The sequence below is a fragment of the Streptomyces sp. SDT5-1 genome (assembly GCF_052245995.1).
Classification (GTDB): domain Bacteria; phylum Actinomycetota; class Actinomycetes; order Streptomycetales; family Streptomycetaceae; genus Streptomyces.
On sequence record NZ_CM125963.1, the window covers coordinates 1,475,475 to 1,495,145 of the forward strand.

The 19,671-nt window shown below is 72.0% G+C and carries 15 protein-coding genes; 6 read left to right on the forward strand and 9 right to left on the reverse strand.

Translation table 11 applies throughout. The annotated features are described in order from the left end of the window. Positions 1 to 86 precede the first annotated feature (86 nt). Positions 87 to 1,484 carry an alpha-amylase gene (locus ACTWJ8_RS06960; RefSeq protein WP_443263315.1) on the forward strand — a complete coding sequence of 466 codons (1,398 nt, stop codon included), beginning with the start codon at positions 87 to 89 and terminating at the stop codon, positions 1,482 to 1,484. A gap of 4 nt (positions 1,485 to 1,488) precedes the next feature. Here ACTWJ8_RS06960 and ACTWJ8_RS06965 read toward each other — a convergent pair whose 3' ends face one another. The 5 genes from ACTWJ8_RS06965 to ACTWJ8_RS06985 all read right to left on the reverse strand — a co-directional run bounded on the left by ACTWJ8_RS06965 (position 1,489) and on the right by ACTWJ8_RS06985 (position 7,002). Then, entirely contained in the window at positions 1,489 to 1,935 is a 447-nt protein-coding gene (locus tag ACTWJ8_RS06965; RefSeq protein WP_356383620.1) for a hypothetical protein, read from the reverse strand. 68 nt (positions 1,936 to 2,003) lie between these two features. Continuing rightward, complete coding sequence (locus ACTWJ8_RS06970; protein WP_443263316.1) at positions 2,004 to 3,668, reverse strand: glycoside hydrolase family 13 protein; 1,665 nt, start codon at positions 3,666 to 3,668, stop codon at positions 2,004 to 2,006. 24 nt (positions 3,669 to 3,692) lie between these two features. Further along, entirely contained in the window at positions 3,693 to 4,613 is a 921-nt protein-coding gene (locus ACTWJ8_RS06975; protein WP_356383614.1) for a sugar ABC transporter permease, read from the reverse strand. Positions 4,614 to 4,632: 19 nt separating this feature from the next. Then, entirely contained in the window at positions 4,633 to 5,625 is a 993-nt protein-coding gene (locus ACTWJ8_RS06980; protein WP_356383611.1) for a carbohydrate ABC transporter permease, read from the reverse strand. A gap of 102 nt (positions 5,626 to 5,727) precedes the next feature. Further along, positions 5,728 to 7,002, reverse strand: coding sequence for an extracellular solute-binding protein (locus ACTWJ8_RS06985; protein WP_356383608.1), 1,275 nt, complete (start codon positions 7,000 to 7,002; stop codon positions 5,728 to 5,730). Between the two features lie 265 nt (positions 7,003 to 7,267). Here ACTWJ8_RS06985 and ACTWJ8_RS06990 point away from each other — a divergent pair, with 265 nt between their 5' ends. The 3 genes from ACTWJ8_RS06990 (at position 7,268) to ACTWJ8_RS07000 (ending at position 9,685) form a co-directional block, all read left to right on the forward strand. Further along, the gene (locus ACTWJ8_RS06990; RefSeq protein ID WP_356383605.1) at positions 7,268 to 8,374 is read left to right on the forward strand and encodes a LacI family DNA-binding transcriptional regulator; all 1,107 of its coding nucleotides are present in this window, start codon (positions 7,268 to 7,270) and stop codon (positions 8,372 to 8,374) included. 76 nt (positions 8,375 to 8,450) lie between these two features. Continuing rightward, positions 8,451 to 8,936, forward strand: a complete 486-nt coding sequence (locus tag ACTWJ8_RS06995; protein ID WP_356383602.1) for an Lrp/AsnC family transcriptional regulator — start codon at positions 8,451 to 8,453, stop codon at positions 8,934 to 8,936. Between the two features lie 32 nt (positions 8,937 to 8,968). After that, the gene (locus ACTWJ8_RS07000; RefSeq protein ID WP_356383600.1) at positions 8,969 to 9,685 is read left to right on the forward strand and encodes an HAD family hydrolase; all 717 of its coding nucleotides are present in this window, start codon (positions 8,969 to 8,971) and stop codon (positions 9,683 to 9,685) included. Here ACTWJ8_RS07000 and ACTWJ8_RS07005 read toward each other — a convergent pair. Continuing rightward, entirely contained in the window at positions 9,633 to 11,288 is a 1,656-nt protein-coding gene (locus ACTWJ8_RS07005) for an AMP-binding protein (RefSeq protein WP_443263317.1), read from the reverse strand. The genes ACTWJ8_RS07000 and ACTWJ8_RS07005 overlap by 53 nt on opposite strands. Before the next feature lie 11 nt (positions 11,289 to 11,299). Next, positions 11,300 to 11,941: a TetR/AcrR family transcriptional regulator gene (locus ACTWJ8_RS07010; protein ID WP_443263318.1), complete on the reverse strand. Its 642-nt coding sequence runs from the start codon at positions 11,939 to 11,941 to the stop codon at positions 11,300 to 11,302. 86 nt (positions 11,942 to 12,027) lie between these two features. On the opposite strand from ACTWJ8_RS07010, the gene ACTWJ8_RS07015 reads away from it, so the two are divergent. Together ACTWJ8_RS07015 and ACTWJ8_RS07020 are read left to right on the forward strand one after the other, a co-directional pair. After that, entirely contained in the window at positions 12,028 to 15,168 is a 3,141-nt protein-coding gene (locus ACTWJ8_RS07015; protein WP_443263319.1) for a carboxyl transferase domain-containing protein, read from the forward strand. Between the two features lie 29 nt (positions 15,169 to 15,197). Then, positions 15,198 to 16,202: a Ppx/GppA phosphatase family protein gene (locus tag ACTWJ8_RS07020; protein WP_356383588.1), complete on the forward strand. Its 1,005-nt coding sequence runs from the start codon at positions 15,198 to 15,200 to the stop codon at positions 16,200 to 16,202. 1,832 nt (positions 16,203 to 18,034) lie between these two features. On the opposite strand, the gene ACTWJ8_RS07025 is transcribed toward ACTWJ8_RS07020, so the two are convergent. Together ACTWJ8_RS07025 and ACTWJ8_RS07030 are read right to left on the reverse strand one after the other, a co-directional pair. Beyond that, positions 18,035 to 19,078 carry an LLM class flavin-dependent oxidoreductase gene (locus ACTWJ8_RS07025; protein WP_443263320.1) on the reverse strand — a complete coding sequence of 348 codons (1,044 nt, stop codon included), beginning with the start codon at positions 19,076 to 19,078 and terminating at the stop codon, positions 18,035 to 18,037. Beyond that, positions 19,075 to 19,599: an SRPBCC family protein gene (locus ACTWJ8_RS07030; protein ID WP_356383582.1), complete on the reverse strand. Its 525-nt coding sequence runs from the start codon at positions 19,597 to 19,599 to the stop codon at positions 19,075 to 19,077. The genes ACTWJ8_RS07025 and ACTWJ8_RS07030 overlap by 4 nt, the downstream gene beginning before the upstream one ends. Positions 19,600 to 19,671 lie beyond the last annotated feature (72 nt).

The following is a 19,671-nucleotide window of genomic DNA, read 5'->3' on the forward strand; positions in this document are numbered from 1 at the left end:
TCTCAACTGACACACGCTCACGACGCGTCATCCGACACCCCGGCCACCCCACACAGGCCGGGGACCCCACATTCAGGAGCCGCGACATGCCCCCCAAACATCGCACCGCCCTGCCGCTGGCCGTGGCCGCGCTCAGCCTCGGCGGCGTGTTCACGTTCAGCCCGTCCGCCGCAGCCGCGGACACCGGCACACCGAACGGTGATGTCATCGCCAACCTGTGGCAGTGGAACTGGGCTTCGGTCGCCAAGGAGTGCACCGACACCCTCGACCCCGCGGGCTACGGCGCCGTCCAGGTGGCCCCGCCGCAGGAGTCGCTGCGCCAGGCCGACCACTACTGGTGGGACGTCTACCAGCCGTACTCGTACAAGCTCGACAGCCGCTTCGGCAGCGCCGCGGACTTCAAGTCCATGGTCGACACCTGCCACGGCGCCGGCATCGAGGTCTACACGGACGCCGTCATCAACCACACGTCCGCGCAGACCGGAACCGGGTACGCGGGCACAGCCATCACCAACAAGTACGACACCCCGGACTACGACCCGGCCGACAGCGACGACTGCACGAAGACCATCTCCAACTGGTCGGACCAGCACGAGGTGCAGCACTGCGAGCTGCTCGGCCTGCCCGACCTCGACACGTCCGAGTCGGGGGTCCGCGAGAAGATCGCCGGGTTCCTCAACAAGCAGATCGACCTGGGCGTCGACGGATTCCGCATCGACGCCGCCAAGCACATCGAGACCGCCGACCTCAACGCGATCGTCGGCGCGCTGCACACCACGGGCGCGGGCGACGCCCCGTACATCACGCAGGAGGTGTATCCGGGCACACCGCCCGCCACGGGCGACTACTACGACAACGGCGACGTGCTGGACTTCACGTACGCGTCCGCCATGAAGTCCCAGTTCGGCGGCGGCGACATCGCCAACCTGTCGTCGTTCGGCAGCAGTTGGGGCCTGGCCGACGAGGAGCACTCCAACACCTTCGTCACCAACCACGACACCGAGCGCAACGGCGACACGCTCAGCTACAAGGACGGCGCGACCGCCACCCTCGCCAACGTGTTCCAGCTCGCGCGCGGCTACGGGCGGCCCTCGGTCTACGCGGCCTGGAAGTTCGACCAGAGCGACCAGGCGCCGCCCGGCGACGGCGACGGCTTCGTGAGCGACACGGACTGCTCCGGCGCCTGGGCCTGCCTGGACCGGGACGTCGCGATCACCGGAATGGTCGGCTGGCACAACGCGGCGGCCGGCAAGCCGGTCGCGGACTGGCAGTCGCCCGCGTCGAACGTGATCGGCTTCGGGCGCGGCGACGTCGGCTTCGTCGCCCTCAACAACTCGTCGTCCGCGCACACCCACACGTACACGACGAGCGTGCCCGACGGCACGTACGACAACGTGGTCGGCGACGGTTCGGTGACCGTCTCCGGCGGCAAGGTGGAGCTCACGGTGCCCGCGAAGGGCGCGGTCGCCTTCCACACGTCGTAGCCGCTCAGCGCGGGTCGCGGGCGCGCCGCACCGCCCACAGGACGTAGGCGGTCGCGCCCGCGACGGCGAGCGCCGCCCCGTAGCCGAACACCATCGCGGCTTCGGGCGGCGCCTCGTCGTAGTGGGCCGAACCGGCACCCGAGACCCAGATGCGCACCGGGTAGCTCTCGGCGTCCTCCTCGACCGGCTCGTCGAAGTACCCCTTCTCCCCGAGGCCGTGCACGACACCGTGCACGGCCTCGCCGCGCGGCGTCCTCCAGCGGAACGTCTCGCTGGTGTTCCGGTCCCCGACCTGGTCCGCCGTCGCCCAGTACCCGTCCAGGTACGCACGCGTCGCCAGCAGCCCGTGCCGCAGCGGCAGCGCGAACGCGACGAGCACCGCCGCCCACACCGCAACCCGCACGGCCCGGCGCGGACCCGCACGCCGGCCACCCCTCCCCTGTGCCGTCACATCCGGGAGCCTATGCGTAAGGGGGCGGCACCCGGCCGGGTGCCGCCCCCTTGCGCGGTTGCCAGGCGTCAGGCGATCTCCCACCACACCGCCGTGTCGGCGGGCAGCTCGACGTGGCCGTCGGCGACCGTCACCGGGGCGGAGGCGAGGAGCACGGTGCCGGGGGCCGGGAGGCGCACCGGGGCGCCCGTGGTGTTCACCGTGCAGGCGAAGCCGGGGCGCTCGAAGTGCAGGACGCCCTCGGGGGCCTCCTCGTGCCACTTCACGCTGTCGCCGGCGCCGAGGCCGGGCGTGGCGCGGCGCACGGCGAGCGCGGAGCGGTACATCTCGAGCGTCGAGTCCGGGTCGCCGGTCTGCGCCTCGACGCTCAGCTCGCCCCATGTGTCCGGCTGCGGGAGCCAGCTGCCGCCGTCGCCGAAACCGTACGAGGGTCCCGTGCGGGTCCACGGGATCGGGACGCGGCAGCCGTCGCGGAAGCCGTCCTGGCCCGCGCCGCGGAAGTACGCCGGGTCCTGGCGGGCCTCGTCGGGCAGGTCCGTGACGTCGGGGAGGCCGAGCTCCTCGCCCTGGTAGATGTACGCCGAGCCGGGCAGGGCGAGCATCAGGAGGGTGGCGGCGCGGGCGCGGCGCAGGCCGAGCTCGCGGTCGCCGGGTGTGCGGATCTGGGTGCCGAGGCCCGGCGGGTTGGCGTAGCGGGTGGCGTGCCGGGTGACGTCGTGGTTGGAGAGGACCCAGGTCGCGGGGGCGCCGACCGGGCGCATGGCGTCGAGCGAGCTGTCGATGATCTCGCGCAGGCCCGCCGCGTCCCAAGGAGCGCCCAGGTACTGGAAGTTGAAGGCCTGGTGCAGCTCGTCGGGGCGCACGTAGTTGGCGGTGCGCTCGACGGTCGGCGTCCACGCCTCGGCGACGAAGATCCGGCCGCCGTCGTACTCGTCGAGGATCGTGCGCCACGAGCGGTAGATGTCGTGGACGCCGTCCTGGTCGAAGAACGGCATCACGTCGTTGCCGAGGAGCTTCAACTGGTCGGCGCCGCCGAGGTCGGGCAGCCCGGCCGCCTTGACGAGGCCGTGCGCGACGTCGATGCGGAAGCCGTCGACTCCCATGTCGAGCCAGAAGCGCAGGATGGAGCGGAACTCGTCGGCGACCGCCGGGTGTTCCCAGTTGAGGTCGGGCTGCTCGGGCGCGAAGAGGTGCAGGTACCACTCGCCGTCGGCGAGCCGGGTCCAGGCGGGGCCGCCGAAGATGGACTCCCAGTCGTTGGGCGGGAGTTCGCCGTTCTCGCCCTTGCCGGGCCGGAAGTGGTAGCGGTCCCGCAGCGGCGATCCGGGGCCCTCGGCGACGGCCCGCTTGAACCACTCGTGCTGGTCCGAGGAGTGGTTGGGGACGAGGTCGACGATGATCCGCAGGTCCAGGGCGTGCGCGTCGCGGATCACCGCGTCGGCGTCGAGCAGCGTGCCGTACATGGGGTCGACGGCCCGGTAGTCGGCGACGTCGTAGCCGCCGTCGGCCTGCGGCGAGGCGTAGAACGGGGAGAGCCACACCGCGTCGACACCCAACTCGCGCAGGTGCGGCAGGCGTCGGCGGATGCCTTCGAGGTCGCCCGTGCCGTCACCGTCGCTGTCCGCGAAACTGCGCGGATAGACCTGGTAGATGACCGCGTCCCGCCACCATTCGGCGGGCTCGCGGGTCGTGGTGGCGGACGCCACCGACTGGTCCGTGGAGTGCTGACTCATGATGTCCTTGCTGCGTAGCCGGGTTCAGCCCTTGGTCCCGCCGGCGGTCAGGCCGGTGACCAGGTGCTTCTGGACAAGGTAGAAGAAAGCGGTCACCGGGATGGCGATCAACACCGCGGTCGCGGCCATCAGGTTCCACTGCGCGTCGTGTTCGCTGACGAAGCTCGACAGGCCGATCGCGAAGGTGTACTTGGTGTCGCTGAGCATGAACGTGTTGGCGAAGGCGACCTCGGCGAACGCCGTGATGAAGGCGTAGAACGCGGCGACGGCGATGCCCGGCTTCGCGAGCGGCAGGATGAGCCGCCAGAACGTGCCGAAGGGGCTGAGCCCGTCGATCCGGCCGGCCTCGTCGATGTCGGCCGGGATGGTGTCGAAGTAGCCCTTCAGGAGCCAGGTGCAGTACGGCACGATCGTCGTGCAGTTGATGAGGATGAGGCCCTGGTACGTGTCGATGAGGCCGAGCTCGGAGAAGATCTCGTAGATCGGCACGATGAGAACGGCGATCGGGAACGCCTGCGTGAGCAGCAGCACCCACATCAGGGAGCGGTAGCCGGGGAAGCGCATCCGGGAGACGGCGTAGCCGGTGGTCGCCGCGAACAGCACGCCGACGATCGTGGTGCCGAAGGCCACGATCAGCGTGGACTCCGCCCACTTGAAGAAGTTCGTGTGCTGGAGGACGTACGCGTAGTTGTCCAGCGTCGCCTTGCCGACGATGCCGCCGGGGTGCAGGTAGTCGTCCTTGTCGGGGCCGGCCGACAGATACACCAGCCAGACGACGGGGAACAGCGCGACGAGGCTCGCGACGGCGAGCACGCCGTGCGAGAGCGCGCGGGCGAGCGGGCTGCGCTCGCCGCGTCGGCGCACCGGGCGCTTGGGCTCCGTGGGCGGCCGGACCGAGCGCGGCGCGGGCACCTGCACAGCGGACGGGGACGAAAGAGTGGGCATGGTGTCGGCTCCTGCGGCGTCAGACGGCGAGCTGCTCATTGCGCTTCAACCAGCGGTAGTAGAAGGACGTGAAGACGGTGAGGATCGACAGGAGCAGCACGCCGTACGCGGCGGACTGCGCGAAGTCCCGCGGCTGCTGCCCGAAGCCGAGCCGGTAGGCCCAGGTGACGAGGATCTGCGCGTCCGGTGCCGTGTTGCCGAAGAGCAGGAAGATGATCGCGAACTGGTTGAACGTCCAGATGATGCCGAGCAGGACGACGGTCGAGCTGACCGACCTGAGGCCGGGCAGGGTGATGTGCCGGAACCGCTGCCAGGAGTTGGCGCCGTCCATCTCGGCGGCCTCGTACAGGGAGGCGTCGATGGACTGGAGGCCGCCGAGCAGCGAGATCATCATGAACGGGACGCCGCACCAGGTGTTGACGAGGATCGCGGCGATCCGCTGGAAGGTGGGGTCCTCGAGCCAGCTCGGCTGCGGCAGGTGCAGGGAGCCGAGGGTGACGTTGATGATGCCGGAGTCGGCGAGCATGATGCGCCAGGCGAACACGGTGACGAACGTCGGGACCGCCCACGGCAGGATCAGCAGCAGCCGGTAGAAGGTGCGTCCGCGCAGCTTCTCGTTGAGCAGCAGCGCGAGGCCGAGCCCGATGCAGTAGTGCAGGGCGACGCAGATCGCGGTCCAGGCGATGGTCCACACGAAGTGCGACCAGAAGCGGTCGTAGGCCGATGGCCCCCACAGGATGTCGGCGTAGTTGTCGAGGCCGATGAACTTGTAGGTGGCCTCGATCTGGTTGACGCCGATGGTGCGGGCCGAGTTGAGGCTGTTGGCGTCGGTGAGCGTCAGATAGAAGCCGCGTACCAGGGGGTACAGGACGAGGACGCCGAGGACGACGACGACCGGGGTGATCATCGCGTACGCGTACCAGTACTTCCGGTACGAGTCCTTGAGGCGCCGGATCGGTCCGGGGCGCGGCGCGGGCTTCTTCGCGGCCGGTCGGTCGACGGCAAGGGTCATGCGGGGCACCTTCTGATTTCGGGCTGCCTGATGGGGGCTGCGGCAGGTGTGTGCCGGTCCGCGCCCTCCCCTCCGGGGCACGGACCGGCCGGTGTCAGCAGGTCACTTCGAGAAGCCGGGCAGCAGCTTGGCGAACGAGGTCTCCAGTCCGCTCACGCCCTGGCCGAGGGACTCCTTGCCGGTGGCGATCTTCGGCAGCTCCTGGTCCATGGGCGTCCACAGCGAGCTGTACTCGGGCAGCTCGGGGCGCGGCTGGGCGGCGGGCAGCACCTTCTGGTATCCGGCGATGCCCGGGTCGGCGGTGACCTTCGCGGTGAAGGCGTCCTCGCGGGTGGGCAGCGTCGAGTTCTTCAGGGCGATCTGCTCCTGCGTCTTCGCCGACGTCATCCACTTCACGAACTTGAGGGAGGCCTCCTGGTGGGCCTTGTCCGAGCCCGCGTACACGGACAGGTTGTGGCCGCCGGTCGGGGCGCCGGGCTTGCCGCCGGAGCCGGCCGGGACGGTGGCGATGCCCAGGTTGTCCTTGTCCTTGAAGGCCGAGCCCTTGTAGAAGTTCGTGATCTCCCAGGGGCCCTGGATGATCGAGGCGACCTTGCCGTTCACGAACGCGTCCTGGATGTGCGCGTACGCGTCCGCGGTGGCGTCGGCCTTGTGCAGGCCCTTGCCGTCGAAGAGACCCTGCCACTCCTTCAGGCCCTTCTTGGCCTCGGCGGAGCCGATGGTGATCTTCTTGCCGGAGGCGTCGACGGTGTCGGTGCCCTCGCCGAAGAGGAACGGCTGGGCGTAGTAGCCGGCCGTGGAGCCCCAGTAGCCGTCGGCGCCGGTCTTCTCCTTGACCTTGGCGGCGTCCTTCTTCAGCTGCTCCCACGTGGTGGGCGCCTCGGTGATGCCCGCCTTCTTGAACAGTTCCTTGTTGTAGACGAAGGCGAGGGTGTCGGTGACGAGCGGGACGCCGTACGTCTTGCCGTCGAACTGGGCCTGCTTGATGAGGGACGCCTGGAACTTGTCCTTGTCGGCGAGCGCCTCGGTGCCGTCCAGCGGCAGCAGGTAGCTCTTCTTGGCGAACGCGGGGGTCCAGCCGACCTCGGCGCGCAGCACGTCGGGGGCGCCGCTGGCGCCGGCCGCGGTGTCGAACTTGTTCTGCGCCTGGTCGAAGGGCACGTTCGTGTACTTGACCTTGATGTTCGGGTTGGCCTTCGTGAACTCCTTGGCCAGGGCCTTGTACGTCGGCGCCTCGTTGGTGGCGTTCGACGTGTCCCACCAGGTGATGGTGACCGGGCCGGACGCCTTGTCACCGCTGTCGTCACTACCGCCGCAGGCCGTCGCCGCGAGAGCGAGGGACGCCACCACCGCGGTGGCCGCTATGCCACGCCGCATGAGATCTCCTAGAGGGTTAATGCCCGACTGAGCGACGTGAACGTAACAGCGCTGCAAGCCGGAGGAAAGACCTTGCTGAAAAAAATTGCAGCCACGGCCGGAGGTTACGGGTTCGTGACCTCCAAGTTGCGGCACTCGACGGGTAGTTATGGGCGGTTACGTGGGCTTGTGCGGCGTTGCAAAGCTCTGCAAGCTCTTGCCACGGGGCGGCGTCCCAGGGATCATCGGGGGTCTTGCCCAGCTCTTGGCCCCCACAAGGAGTGCGATGACCCAGCTGCCCGCCCAGGCCGACCGCAGGCCGGCCCAGGAGCCGCCCGCGACCGCGCGCCTCGCCGACATCGCGGCGCAGGCGGGCGTGAGCGAGGCGACGGTGAGCCGGGTCCTGAACAGCAAGCCGGGCGTCGCCGCGTCGACCCGCCAGTCCGTCCTCGCGGCGCTCGACGTACTCGGGTACGAGCGGCCCGTGCGGCTGCGGCGGCGCAGCGAGGGCCTGGTCGGCCTGATCACCCCGGAGCTGGAGAACCCGATCTTCCCGGCGCTCGCCCAGGTCATCGGCCAGGCCCTGACCCGGCAGGGCTACACGCCGGTCCTCGCGACCCAGACCCCGGGCGGCTCCACCGAGGACGAGCTGACGGAGATGCTGGTCGACCGGGGCGTCACCGGCATCATCTACGTCTCGGGGCTGCACGCCGACACCACGGCGGACATGCACCGCTACGAGCAACTGCGCGCACAGGGCGTGCCCTTCGTCCTGGTGGACGGGTTCTCGCCGCAGGTACGGGCGCCGTTCATCTCGCCGGACGACCGGGCGGCCATGCAACTGGCGGTCACCCACCTCGCCTCCCTCGGCCACACCCGGATCGGCCTCGCGCTGGGGCCGAAGCGGTTCGTGCCGGTGCAGCGGAAGATCGAGGGCTTCGTCCGGGCGATGCGGGACCGCTTCGACCTCGGCGCGGACGTCGTCGAGCGGGACCTCGTCCAGCACTCCCTCTACACCCTGGAGGGCGGGCAGGCGGCGGCGAACGACCTGATGGACCGGGGCTGCACCGCGATCGTGTGCGCCAGCGACATGATGGCCCTCGGCGCGATCCGCGCGGCCCGCCAGCGGGGCCTCGAGGTGCCGGACGACATCTCGGTGGTCGGCTTCGACGACTCCTCCCTGATCGCCTTCACGGACCCGCCCCTGACGACCATCCGCAAGCCGGTCCAGGCGATGGGCCAGGCGGCGGTCCGCACCGTCCTGGAGGAGATCGCCGGCACCCCGGCCCCGCACACCGAGTTCGTCTTCATGCCGGAACTGGTGGTGCGCGGCTCGACCTCGTCGAAGCGATCAGGCCCCTCCGGCGGCCATTCAAGCCCCTCCGGCGTTTGAGGAGCGGGGTCCGGGGCAGCGCCCCGCGACCGCAACACCGGCGCCGCGAAACTGTGCCATTGGTACACTCCAACCCGTGCCGGTAGACCACTTGGACACCCGAATCCTCACCCTCCTCCTGGAACAGCCCCGCACCAGCGTCCGCGAGTACGCCCGCATCCTCGGCGTCGCCCGCGGCACGCTCCAGGCCCGCCTGGACCGCATGGAGCGGGACGGTGTGATCACGGGTGTGCAGCCGTCCCTCTCCCCCGCCGCGCTCGGCCACCCGGTCCTCGCGTTCGTGCACATCGAGACGACGCAGGGCCACCTGGGCGACGTCGGGGACGAGCTGGCCGGGGTGCCGGAGATCATCGAGGCGTACTCCACCACCGGCGGCGGCGACCTCCTCGCCCGCGTGGCGGCCCGCGACGCGGAGCATCTGGAGGACGTGATCCAGCAGCTCAACCGGCTGCCCGGGGTCGTCCGCACCCGCACCGAGGTGGCGCTGCGCGAGCGGGTGCCGCACCGGGTGCTGCCGCTGGTCCGGTCGATCGGCCGGGCGACGGCGCCGACGCGCGGATGATCCGGTGACCCGGGTCCTGCATCCTGGGTCACATGAGCGACGCGAACCACCCCTCGTACCACTTCGGAGACACCGCGGTCGTCTTCGATCTCGACGGCACCCTCGTCGACAGCGAGCCGAACTACTTCAGGGCCTCCCTCGGCACGCTGGCCCGGCAGGGCGTCACCGACTTCACGTGGGCCGACCACGAGAAGTACGTCGGCATCTCCACTCTCGAGTCCATCGAGATCTGGAAGCGCCGGTACGGGATCGACGCCCCGGCCGAAGACCTCCTCGAGGAGATGAACACCCGGTACCTGGACCTGGCGCGCGCCGAGACCCACGTCTTCCCGCAGATGCGGCTCTTCGTGGAGCATCTGCACGCGGCGGGCGTGCCGATGATCGTCGCGTCGGGTTCCTCGCCCGCCGCGATCGAGGCGATCCTGACGGGTACGGGGCTGATCGCCCAGCTGCCGCTGTTCGTGTCGGCGGACGAGGTGGAGCACGGGAAACCGGCCCCCGACGTGTTCCTGGAGGCGGCCCACCGGCTCGGCAGGCAGGCCTCGCACTGCGTCGTCCTGGAGGACGCGGCGCCGGGGGCGGCCGCCGCGCACGCGGCCGGCATGCGCTGCATCGCGCTGCCGTACGTCGCGGCGCAGGCGGACGACCCGGCGTTCACCACGGCCGACCTGCTGTTCAAGGGCGGTCAGGAGGAGTTCACGGCGCGGGCCGCGTGCGAGTGGCTCGAGCGCTCAGCTCCGTCTTCCTGATCTTCCCGGTGGGGGTGAGCGGCAGCTCGTCGAGGATCTCCACGACGCCCGGGACCTTGTACGTCGCCATGTTCCCGGCCGCCCACGCGCGCAGCTCGTCGCCGGTCAGCGCGGCCCCCGGCGCCGTACGGACGAAGGCGTGGGGCCGCTGACCGCTCTCCGGGTCCTCGACGGCGACGACCGCGGCGGCGAGCACGTCGGGGTGCTGGGCGAGCAGCGTCTCCACCTCCGTGGGGAAGACGCTCATGCCCTTCACCTTGATCATGTCCTTGTCGCGACCCAGGTAGTGCAGGCAGCCCTCCTCGTCGAGGGCGCCGATGTCGCCGGTGTGCAGCCAGCCGTCGCGCAGCGCCTCCTTCGTGGCCTCGGGCGCCCGCCAGTAGCGCGTGAGCACGGAGGGGCCGCGGACCACGATCTCGCCCCGCTCCCCCAGCGGCAGCGGCTCCCCCGTGGCGAAGTCGACGATCATGAAGTCGGTGCCGGGCACGGGCAGTCCGCAGAACACCGGGTCGCTCAGCAGGTCGCGGTCGTCGTCCTGGAAGCCGAGCGTGTTGGTGTCGCTGGTGTGCGTCTCCGTCATCCCGTACGAGGCCTCGCGCAGCACGCTGTGCTCGCCGACGGCCGCCTTCCAGCGGGCGCGCAGGGCCGGGGTGAGCTTGCGGATGAAGGAGACGGTGAGCGGAGTCGACAGGCTCGTCAGGTCGCGGCGCGGGAAGTCGGGGTGGTCGAGGAGCTCCAGGTAGTTCTCGACGGTGCCCGCCATGGTGGTGGCGCCGTGGGTCTCGATGGCGTCGAGGACCTCGGCCGCGTTCCAGCGGGGCAGCAGGATGCTGGTGCCGCCGGAGACGAGCGGGGCGAGGATGCCGAGGTTCTCGCCGGCTATCCAGAAGATCGGCAGGTAGCAGACGGAGACGATGCCGCGCTCGCGCTCCGCCTCGGTGGGCATCCGGCCGTTGTCGATGGCGGTCGCCGTGTAGACCATGTGCCGCTGGGTGTGCTCGCAGCCCTTGGGGAGACCCGTGGTGCCGCCGGTGTAGTTGAGGGCGGCGAGCGCGTCGAGGTCGTCGGCGATCGGTTCGTGGCGTGCGTGCGCGAGGGCGGCCGGCCAGTCGGCGTCGGCGAGCACGGTGCGTACGGGGGTGTCGGCGCGCACCTCGTCGACGGCGGGCAGCAGCGGGTCCTGGGTGATCAGCACCTCGGGTTCCGCGTCGTTGAGTTCGTGGCGCAGTTCCGCGGCGCGGAACATCGGGTTCACCGGCACGTGCACGGCGCCGATCCTGAGAACGGCGAGCAGGGCGACGACGAAGCGGGCGCCGTTCGGCAGGAAGACGCCGACCCGGTCGCCCGGTCGCACGCCCCGGTCGATGAGCCAACCTGCCAACCGTGCGCTGTGGTCGTCGAGTTGACGGTAGCTCAGCGTCTGCGCGGCCGTGACGATCGCGGGCCGGTCCGGATTGATCCCGGCCCACCGGGCCACATGCCCGGGGAGGGTCAGCTCGCCGCCCGGGTGGCGGGTTTCGGTCGGCTGGCGGCCGGACCTGGACGCGGACTGGCGGGCCCGCAGGTCGTGCAGATGTGCCTCGATGGCTGTGCCGGTGGACAACGTGCGGCTCCCTACTGCTGTGGTGCTGCTCCGATACCGAGAAGGTGCAGATACATGGCGGTCACGTCGGCGACCGCCGTGTCGTACGCGGCCGGGTCGTCGGCGACGAGCCGGGCGAACTCGACGCTCATGCCGCCGACGGCGCGGGACAGGGTGAGCGGGTCGACGACCGGGTGCGCCCGGCCCTCGGCCGCGACCCGGCGGACGTAGCGGGCGGCGCGGCGGACCGGGCGCTCGCGGATCTCCTCCCACAGGGCGCGCACCTCGGCGTCGCCCCGCGCCTGCTGGTCGAGGAGACCGAGCAGCGGCAGGTGGCGCGCGTAGGCGGCGATGAACGCGGCGGTCGAGGCGCGGGCCACCGCCGCCACGTCGTCGGTGTCGACGCCGGGCACGTCCTGGGCGGCGAGGAACGCGTCCCGTACGCGGCCCGCGAGCACCCGGAAGATCTCCTCCTTGGACGCGAAGTAGACGTAGAACCCGGCGCGGGACACCTCGGCGCGCGCCGTGATGTCGGCGATCGTCGTCGGCCCGTAGCCGAGCCGCGCGAAGACGTGTTCCGCCGCGTCGAGCAGCCGTCCGCGCGCCGGGGCGTCGGTCCGGTCGCGGGCCGTGCGGACGGCCCATTCCTGTTGTGCCTGCTGACTGCGTGCCACAGCGCCAGAGTATTGACGTTGACGTCAGTGTCAATGAGCATGACGGAATCCGAGCCTGAATCCGAGTTCGACTTCCGGAGGGACACATGGGGTCTGCCGCCGTACTCGTCGCCAACCGTGGGGAGATCGCCGTCCGGGTGCTGCGCGCCGCCGCCGAACTGGGGCTGCGCACGGTGGCCGTGCACGAGCCGGGCGACGAGGCGCACGCGGCGTGGGCGGACGAGGCCGTGCCGCTCGCGGCGGGCGGCTATCTCGACGCGGAGGCCCTGGTGGCGGCGGCGCGGCGGACCGGGTGCACGTGTCTGCATCCCGGGTACGGCTTCCTGAGCGAGTCGGCGGCGCTCGCGCGGCGGTGCGCGGAGGCGGGCGTCACGTTCGTGGGCCCTTCGCCCGAGGTGCTCGACCTGTTCGGGGACAAGGCGCGGGCGCGGGCGCTCGCCGTGGAGGCCGGGGTGCCGGTCCTACCGGGCACGGAGGGCGACACCACGCTCGACGAGGCGCGGGCGCTCCTCGCGGACGGACCCGTGATGGTGAAGGCCGTGGGCGGGGGCGGCGGGCGCGGGATGCGGGTCGTACGGGAGGCGGCGGAGCTCGACGAGGCGTGGCGGCGGTGCGCCTCCGAGGCCCAACAGTCCTTCGGCCGCGGCGAGTTGTACGTGGAGCGGCTCTGGGAGGGCGCGCGCCACATCGAGGTGCAGGTCGTCGGCGACGGCGAGACGGTGAGTCATCTGTGGGAGCGGGACTGCAGCGCACAGCGCCGCCACCAGAAGCTCGTCGAGATCGCGCCCGCGCCGGGGCTCGACGCGGCGCTGCGCGACCGGCTCGTGGACGCGGCCCTGCGCCTGGCCCGCGCCGCCGGGTACGCGGGGGTCGGCACGGTCGAATTCCTGGTGCGGGGCGACGCGTTCGTGTTCATGGAGGCCAATCCGCGCCTTCAGGTGGAGCACACGGTGACGGAGGAGGTCACCGGGGTCGACCTCGTCGCGACGCAGCTGCGGATCGCGGCCGGGGAACGCCTCGCGGACCTGGGCCTCGCGGCGGAGCCGCCGGCCCCGCGCGGATTCGCGGTGCAGCTGCGGGTGAACGCGGAGGTCACCGAGGCGGACGGCGGGGTGCGCCCGTCGGCGGGCCGCCTCACGCGCCTCGACGTGCCGACCGGGCCCGGTGTGCGCGTCGACACGGCGGCCAGGACCGGCGCGGAGCTCGGCACGCGCTACGACTCGCTCCTCGCCAAGGTCGTCGCGCACGCCCCGGCGGGCGACTTCGCGGCGGCGTGCGCGCGGGCGCGGCGGGCGCTCGACGAGTTCACGGTGGAGGGCGTGCGGACCGGCATCCCGTTCCTGGCCCGGCTGCTCGACCACCCCGGCTTCACGGCGGGCGGCTTCGACACCGGCTTCGTACAACGCCACATCGCCGAGCTCGTACCGCCTTCCGACCCGCAGAACGCCGGCGACGCGGAACCGGGGACGGTGAAGGCCCCGATGGCAGGGACGGTCGTCTCGGTCGAGGCCGAGCCGGGACAGCACGTCGCGGCCGGTGCCACGCTGCTGGTCCTCGAGGCGATGAAGATGGAGCACGTCGTGCGCGCCGAACACGCGGGCGTCGTACGGTCCGTGGGCGCGGCCGTCGGTGAAACCGTCACGGAGGACGCCGAGTTGGTGCTGCTCGACCCGGCCGACGACGAGGGAGCCGGCCTGGAGACGGCCGAGGAGGTCGACCTCGACGCGGTGCGCCCCGACCTCGCGCAGGTCGTCGCGCGGCATGCCTTCGGGCTCGACGAGCACCGCCCGGAGGCCGTCGCCAAGCGGCACGCTGCGGGGCGGCGCACGGCCCGCGAGAACATCGAGGACCTGTGCGACCCCGGCACGTTCACCGAGTACGGGGCGCTCGCGGTGGCGGCCCAGCGGCGGCGCCGCGCGCTCGACGACCTGATCCGCTCGACGCCCGCCGACGGCATGGTCACCGGCACGGGGCGGATCGGCGGCGCGCCCGCGGTCGCCATGTCGTACGACTACACGGTGCTCGCCGGGACGCAGGGGCTCAACAACCACCGCAAGACCGACCGGATGCTGCACCTCGCCGAGGAGCGCGGGCTGCCCGTGGTGCTGTTCGCGGAGGGCGGCGGCGGCCGTCCCGGCGACACGGACACGACGTCCGTCGCCGGCCTCGACGTCATGACGTTCCATCAAATGGCCCGTCTCAACGGGCAGGTGCCGCTCGTCGGCATCGCGTCCGGGCGCTGCTTCGCGGGGAACGCGGCGCTGCTCGGCTGCTGCGACGTCATCATCGCGACGCCCGAGGCGAACATCGGCATGGGCGGCCCCGCGATGATCGAGGGCGGCGGCCTCGGCGTGCACCGGCCCGAGGACATCGGGCCGCTGTCCGTGCAGGTGCCGAACGGGGTGGTGGATCTGCCGGTCGCCGACGAGGCGGAGGCGGTAGGCGCGGCCCGCGCCTACCTGTCGTACTTCCAGGGCCCGCGGCAGGACTGGGAGGCGCCGGACCCGCGGCTGCTGCGGCACGTCGTGCCCGAGAACCGGCGGCGCGCGTACGACGTCAGGGCCGCGATCGACGGGCTCGCCGACACGGGCTCCGTGCTCGAACTGCGGCGCGGGTTCGGCGTCGGCGTGATCACGGCGCTCGTCCGCGTCGAGGGCCGGCCGGCGGGCCTGATCGCCAACAACCCGGGGCACCTCGGTGGCGCGATCGACCGGGACGCGGCGGACAAGGCGGCGCGGTTCCTGCGGCTGTGCGAGGCGTTCGGGCTTCCGGTCGTCTCGCTGTGCGACACGCCGGGGTTCATGGTCGGCCCGGAGTCCGAACGCACCGCGACGGTACGGCAGTTCGCTGACCTGTTCGTAGCGGGGGCGCGCCTCAGCGTGCCCCTGGTGTGCCTGGTGCTGCGCAAGGCGTACGGGCTCGGGGCGATGGCCATGATGGGCGGTTCGACGCGGGCGCCGCGGGGCACGGCTGCCTGGCCCAGCGGGGAGTTCGGCGGGATGGGCCTGGAGGGCGCGGTGCGGCTCGGCTACCGGCGCGAACTGGAGGCGATCGCCGATCCCGCCGAGCGGGAGCGGGCGTTCGAGGCGCGGGTCGCCGAGATGTACGAGCACGGAAAGGCGGTGAACGCGGCGGCCGCCCTGGAGATCGACGCGGTCATCGATCCGGCGGATTCCCGGAGTTGGATCATGTCGGCACTCGATGTGCCGGGCGTGTCCGCGCTTTGAGACGGCTCGGAGAGGGTACTCGGACGATCATGCGTATCAGTGTGGTGGATGTCGGTTCGAACACCGTGCGCCTCGCCATCGCGGACGCCCGCGACGGGGCGCCGCTGCCCGTGCACACGGCGAAGCGGCGGCTGCGTCTCTCGGAGCTCGTCGACCACGACCGCAGGCTCGGGCCCGCGGCCGTCGCGCGGCTCGTCGACGCGGTACGGGCGGCGGTCGAGGAGGCCGAACGGTGGGGCAGCGACGAGCCGTTCGCGTTCGCCACGGCCATCGTCAGGGACGCGCCGAACCGGGACGAGGTCCTCGACGCCGTCGAGCAGGGTGCCGGGGTGCGGCTGCGGGTGCTGCCGGGCGAGGTGGAGGCCGAGCTCACGTTCCTCGCGGCGCGGCGCTGGATGGGGTGGCGGGCCGGTCCGCTCGGCGTCCTCGACATCGGCGGCGGGTCGCTGGAGGTGGCGTTCGGGCGTGGGCGGCTGCCCGAGTTCGCGATATCGCTGCCGCTCGGGGCGGGGCGGCTGACGCGGGAGCACCTTCCGGGGGACGGGGTACCGCCGTCGGAGAAGGAGCTGAAGGCGCTGCGGCGGCATGTGCGCCATCAACTCCGGGACGTGGCGGCGCGCATCCGCTGGGAGGGACCTCTCACCGCCGCGGCCACGTCCCGCACGTTCACACAGTTGGCACGGCTGTGCGGGGCACCTCCCGGGCGTTACGGGCCGTTCGTGCCGCGGCGCCTGAGCCGGAAGGCACTGGGCGCGGCGGTGCGCGAACTGGCGGTCCTTCCGGCGGAACGCAGGGCGGAGCTGCCGGGCATCTCGGCGCCGCGGGCGGGGCAGTCCCTGGCGGGGGCGCTGGTGGGCCACACGGCGATGAAGCTGATGGGCATCCGCGAGCTCACGGTGTGCCCGTGGGCCATCCGCGAGGGCATCCTGCTCCGCCGCATCGAGGGCGACGAAGGCTGGACCACGCCCCCGCATCCCCCGCTCCACCTGACCCCCACGACAGGGCTCCGCCCGTCACTGGCCGACGGCGCTTGACCTGCACCCAGGGCTCCGCCGTTCACCGGCCGTCGGCGCTTGACCTGCGCTTAGGGATCCGCCCGCCGCCGACCGACGGCGCTTGACCTGCACGCCGGGGCTCTGCCCCGGGCCCCCGCTGCTCAATCGCCGCAGGGGCTGGCCCCACCGGCCCGCACCGCCCCTTGACGCCCCCGGCTTGCCTTGCCTGTTACGCCCCGGGCTCAAATGGCTTGCCCTGCACCGTGCTCGACGACACGGGGCTCAGCCCCGGCCCCCACTGCTCAAGCGCCGCAGGGGCTGGACCCACCTGCCCGCACCGCCCACTACCGCCGCCCAATATCCCCCCCCCCACCCGCCCCCTCCGGGGGCGTAGGCCCCACGGGGCCCCACAACCACCCCGGCCGACCACACGGTCCAGGGGACGCCCAGCGCCTCGGCCGGCCACCCGCGCGACAAGCCAACTCCAGCGGTTCAGCTCCCCCGCCGATGACGCGCAGCCCTCACCACCTTGGGCGATCCGCCACCGGAACGGTTGAGCAACCGAAGCATGACCACGGCCTCCCACCCCTGACGCGCACTTCGGCGACTCGGGCTGTGCAACGCCGGAACGGTTCCCGCCCGGGGACAGGCAACCGCCACCGCTTTGAACACGCGGCGCCGCCACGCCTTCCCACCCGTTGCGGTCAGCCGACCCCGTCTTGGCCCACCCTGCCCCGGTGCAGCGCAACCAGAACGGCTGGCCCGGCCATGGGAGTCGAGGCGGCGTCCCGGAGGGGACGGGTGGGTGTTGGGTGGGCAGGGGCGGAACGGCCGCGTGCACGAACAGGCCCCGGCACCGCACAACCCGGCCCACGGCCCCGGCACCGCGCAATCGCGGCAACGCCTCTCTGGCACCCGCAACCGCGAGCGACAACGGCCCCCGCCACGGAGATCAGGGCGACGCCCCCGGAGGGGGCGGGCGGGTGGGAAATTGAGCGAAGGCCGGAACAGCCGCGTGCAGGGCCGGGCCACGGCACCAGGGCAGCGGGACAACAGCCCAGCGTCACGCAACCGCGGTCCCGCGCAACCGGACCGCAGCATCCGGTGCCGCACGACCAGGACCACGGCCCCGGCACCGCGGAACCGCGACAACAGCCCCCGCCACGGAGATCGGGGCGACGCCCCCGGAGGGGGCGGGTGGGTGGGAGATGAGCGAAGGCCGGAACGGCCGTGTGCCCGGCTAGGCCACGGCGCCGCACAAGCCCGGATACCAGACCCCGGCACCGGGTGAGCAGGACAACGGCCCGGCGTCGCGCAACCAAACCGCAACCCCGGTCCCGCGCAACCGGACAGAAGCACCCCGCGCCACTCGACCGGACCTCAGCACCCGTGCCGCACGACCAGGACCACGGCCCCGGCACCACGGAACCGCGACAACACCCCTCCGGCACCCGCAACCGCGACAACGACCCCAGCCACGGAATTCGGGGCGACGCCCCCGGAGGGGGCGGGCGGGTGGGAAATTGGGCGAGGGCCGGGACGGCCGCGTACACGGCCAGGCCCCGCGCGCGGCACAAACGGCATGGCAGACCCCGGCACCGTGCGAGCGGAACCGCAACCCCGGTCCCGCGCAACGGGACAGAAGCACCCCGCGCCACTCGACCGGACCGCAGTACCCGTGCCGCACAATCAGGACCACGGCCCCGGTCCCGCGCAATCGAACCGCAACCCCGGTGCCGCGCAACCGAACCGCAACCCCCGGTCTCGCGCAACCGAACCGCAACCCCGGTCCCGCGCAACCGAACCGCTGCCCCCCTACCGCGCAACCAGGACGCCCCCGTGGCCGCGGGACCACGGGGAACCGGCAGCGCCTACGTCGTCCGGACCAGGTCGATCGCGCGGGCCAAGGTCGTCAGGCGGGCGCGCAGCGTAGGGCCCGACGGGTAGAGGCGGACCGTGGTGACGCCTGCCGCACGCCAGACCTTGAGGCGGTCGCGGACCATCGGCTCCGTGCCGATCAGCGTCGTCGCCAGCACCATGTCGTCCGTGACGAGGTCGACCGCCCCCGCCCGGTCGCCGGCCTGCCACCGTTCCCGTACCGCCGCGGCGACGTCCGCCCAACCCTGCCGACTGTACGCCTGGTTGTAGAAGTTGGTCGTGGCGGAGCCCATTCCGCCGAGGCTGAACGCCAGTTCCTTCTTGCGGCTGCCCACGACGGCCGCCAGCTCCGCCTCGTCCTCGACGAAGTTCACCTCCGCCCCCTGGCAGATGTCGAGGTCGTCCCGCTTACGGCCGGACGCGGCCAGTCCCGCGTCGAGGTGGTCGAAGTAGGCCTCCTTCGAACCCTCCGGGACGAAACTCGTGCCCAGCCAGCCGTCCGCCACCTCCCCGGTGAGCCGCAGCATCTTCGGCGACAACGTGGCCAGATAGATCGGCAGTTCGTGCTCCGCCCGCATCGAGAGCCGCATCGGCCGCGCGTCCCCGCCGGGCAACGGCAGCGTGAACTCCCGCCCCTCGTAGGCGATCTTCTCGCCGGTCGCCGCCATCCGCACGATCTCGACGGTCTCGCGCATCCGCGTCAGCGGACGCGCGAACGGAACCCCGTGCAGCCCCTCGATCACCTGCGGCCCGGACGGGCCGAGGCCGAGGAGGAAGCGGCCGTCGGAAATGTTCGACAAGGTGATCGCGGCCCGCGCGATGGCCGCGGGCGTGCGGGTGGCGAGCTGGATGATCCCGGAGCCGAGCAGCATGCGGTCCGTGCGCGCCGCCAGATAGCCGAGCGGCGACGGCGCTTCGGAGCCCCACGCCTCGGCGACCCAGCAGATGTCGAGGCCCAGTTTCTCGGCCTCGGTGACGTACTCGACGGTCTCCCGCCAGTCCCCGCCGGACGCCTCGACGGTGGTCGCCGTCCTCATCGCGCCTCGCCCCCGACCGCGTTCTCGGCCAGCGCCTTGAGGCCGTCGAGCGTCGCACCCATGCTCCGCTCCCACTCCTGAAGCCGTACGTGGACGATCTTCTGCTCCTTCTCCGGCATCCGGTCGATGGCGTAGGACAGTCCGGAGCGGCCGGGTCCCATGCGGGCCCACTGCGTCAGCTCGGTGCCGCCGTCGGCCCGCTCCGCGAGGCTGAACCGCCAGACGGCGCTGGGCTGTTCGGCGTCGCCCACGGCCCACGCGAACACCCGGCCCGCCGCGCACTCGACGACATACGACGTGGTCTCCCACTCGCCGAACGCCTCGTGGCTGCTGCGCCCGAGGAAGCGCGCGCCGACGCCGCGCTCCGCCCCGAGCCACTCGGTCGACTGGAGTTCGGCGCTGAAACGGGGCATCAGGCCGATGTCCGTCACCAGCTCCCACACCCGGCCCGGCGGCGCGTCGATCGTGCGCCGCACCTCGACGGTCGGCAGGTCCGCGTACCGGGCGCCCGTCCACTCCATCGTGCTCCACCTCTCCGTAGAACGGCTGTGACCTTGAGAGTTTCGTAGTTGGACTCACTACGTCAAGAGGCA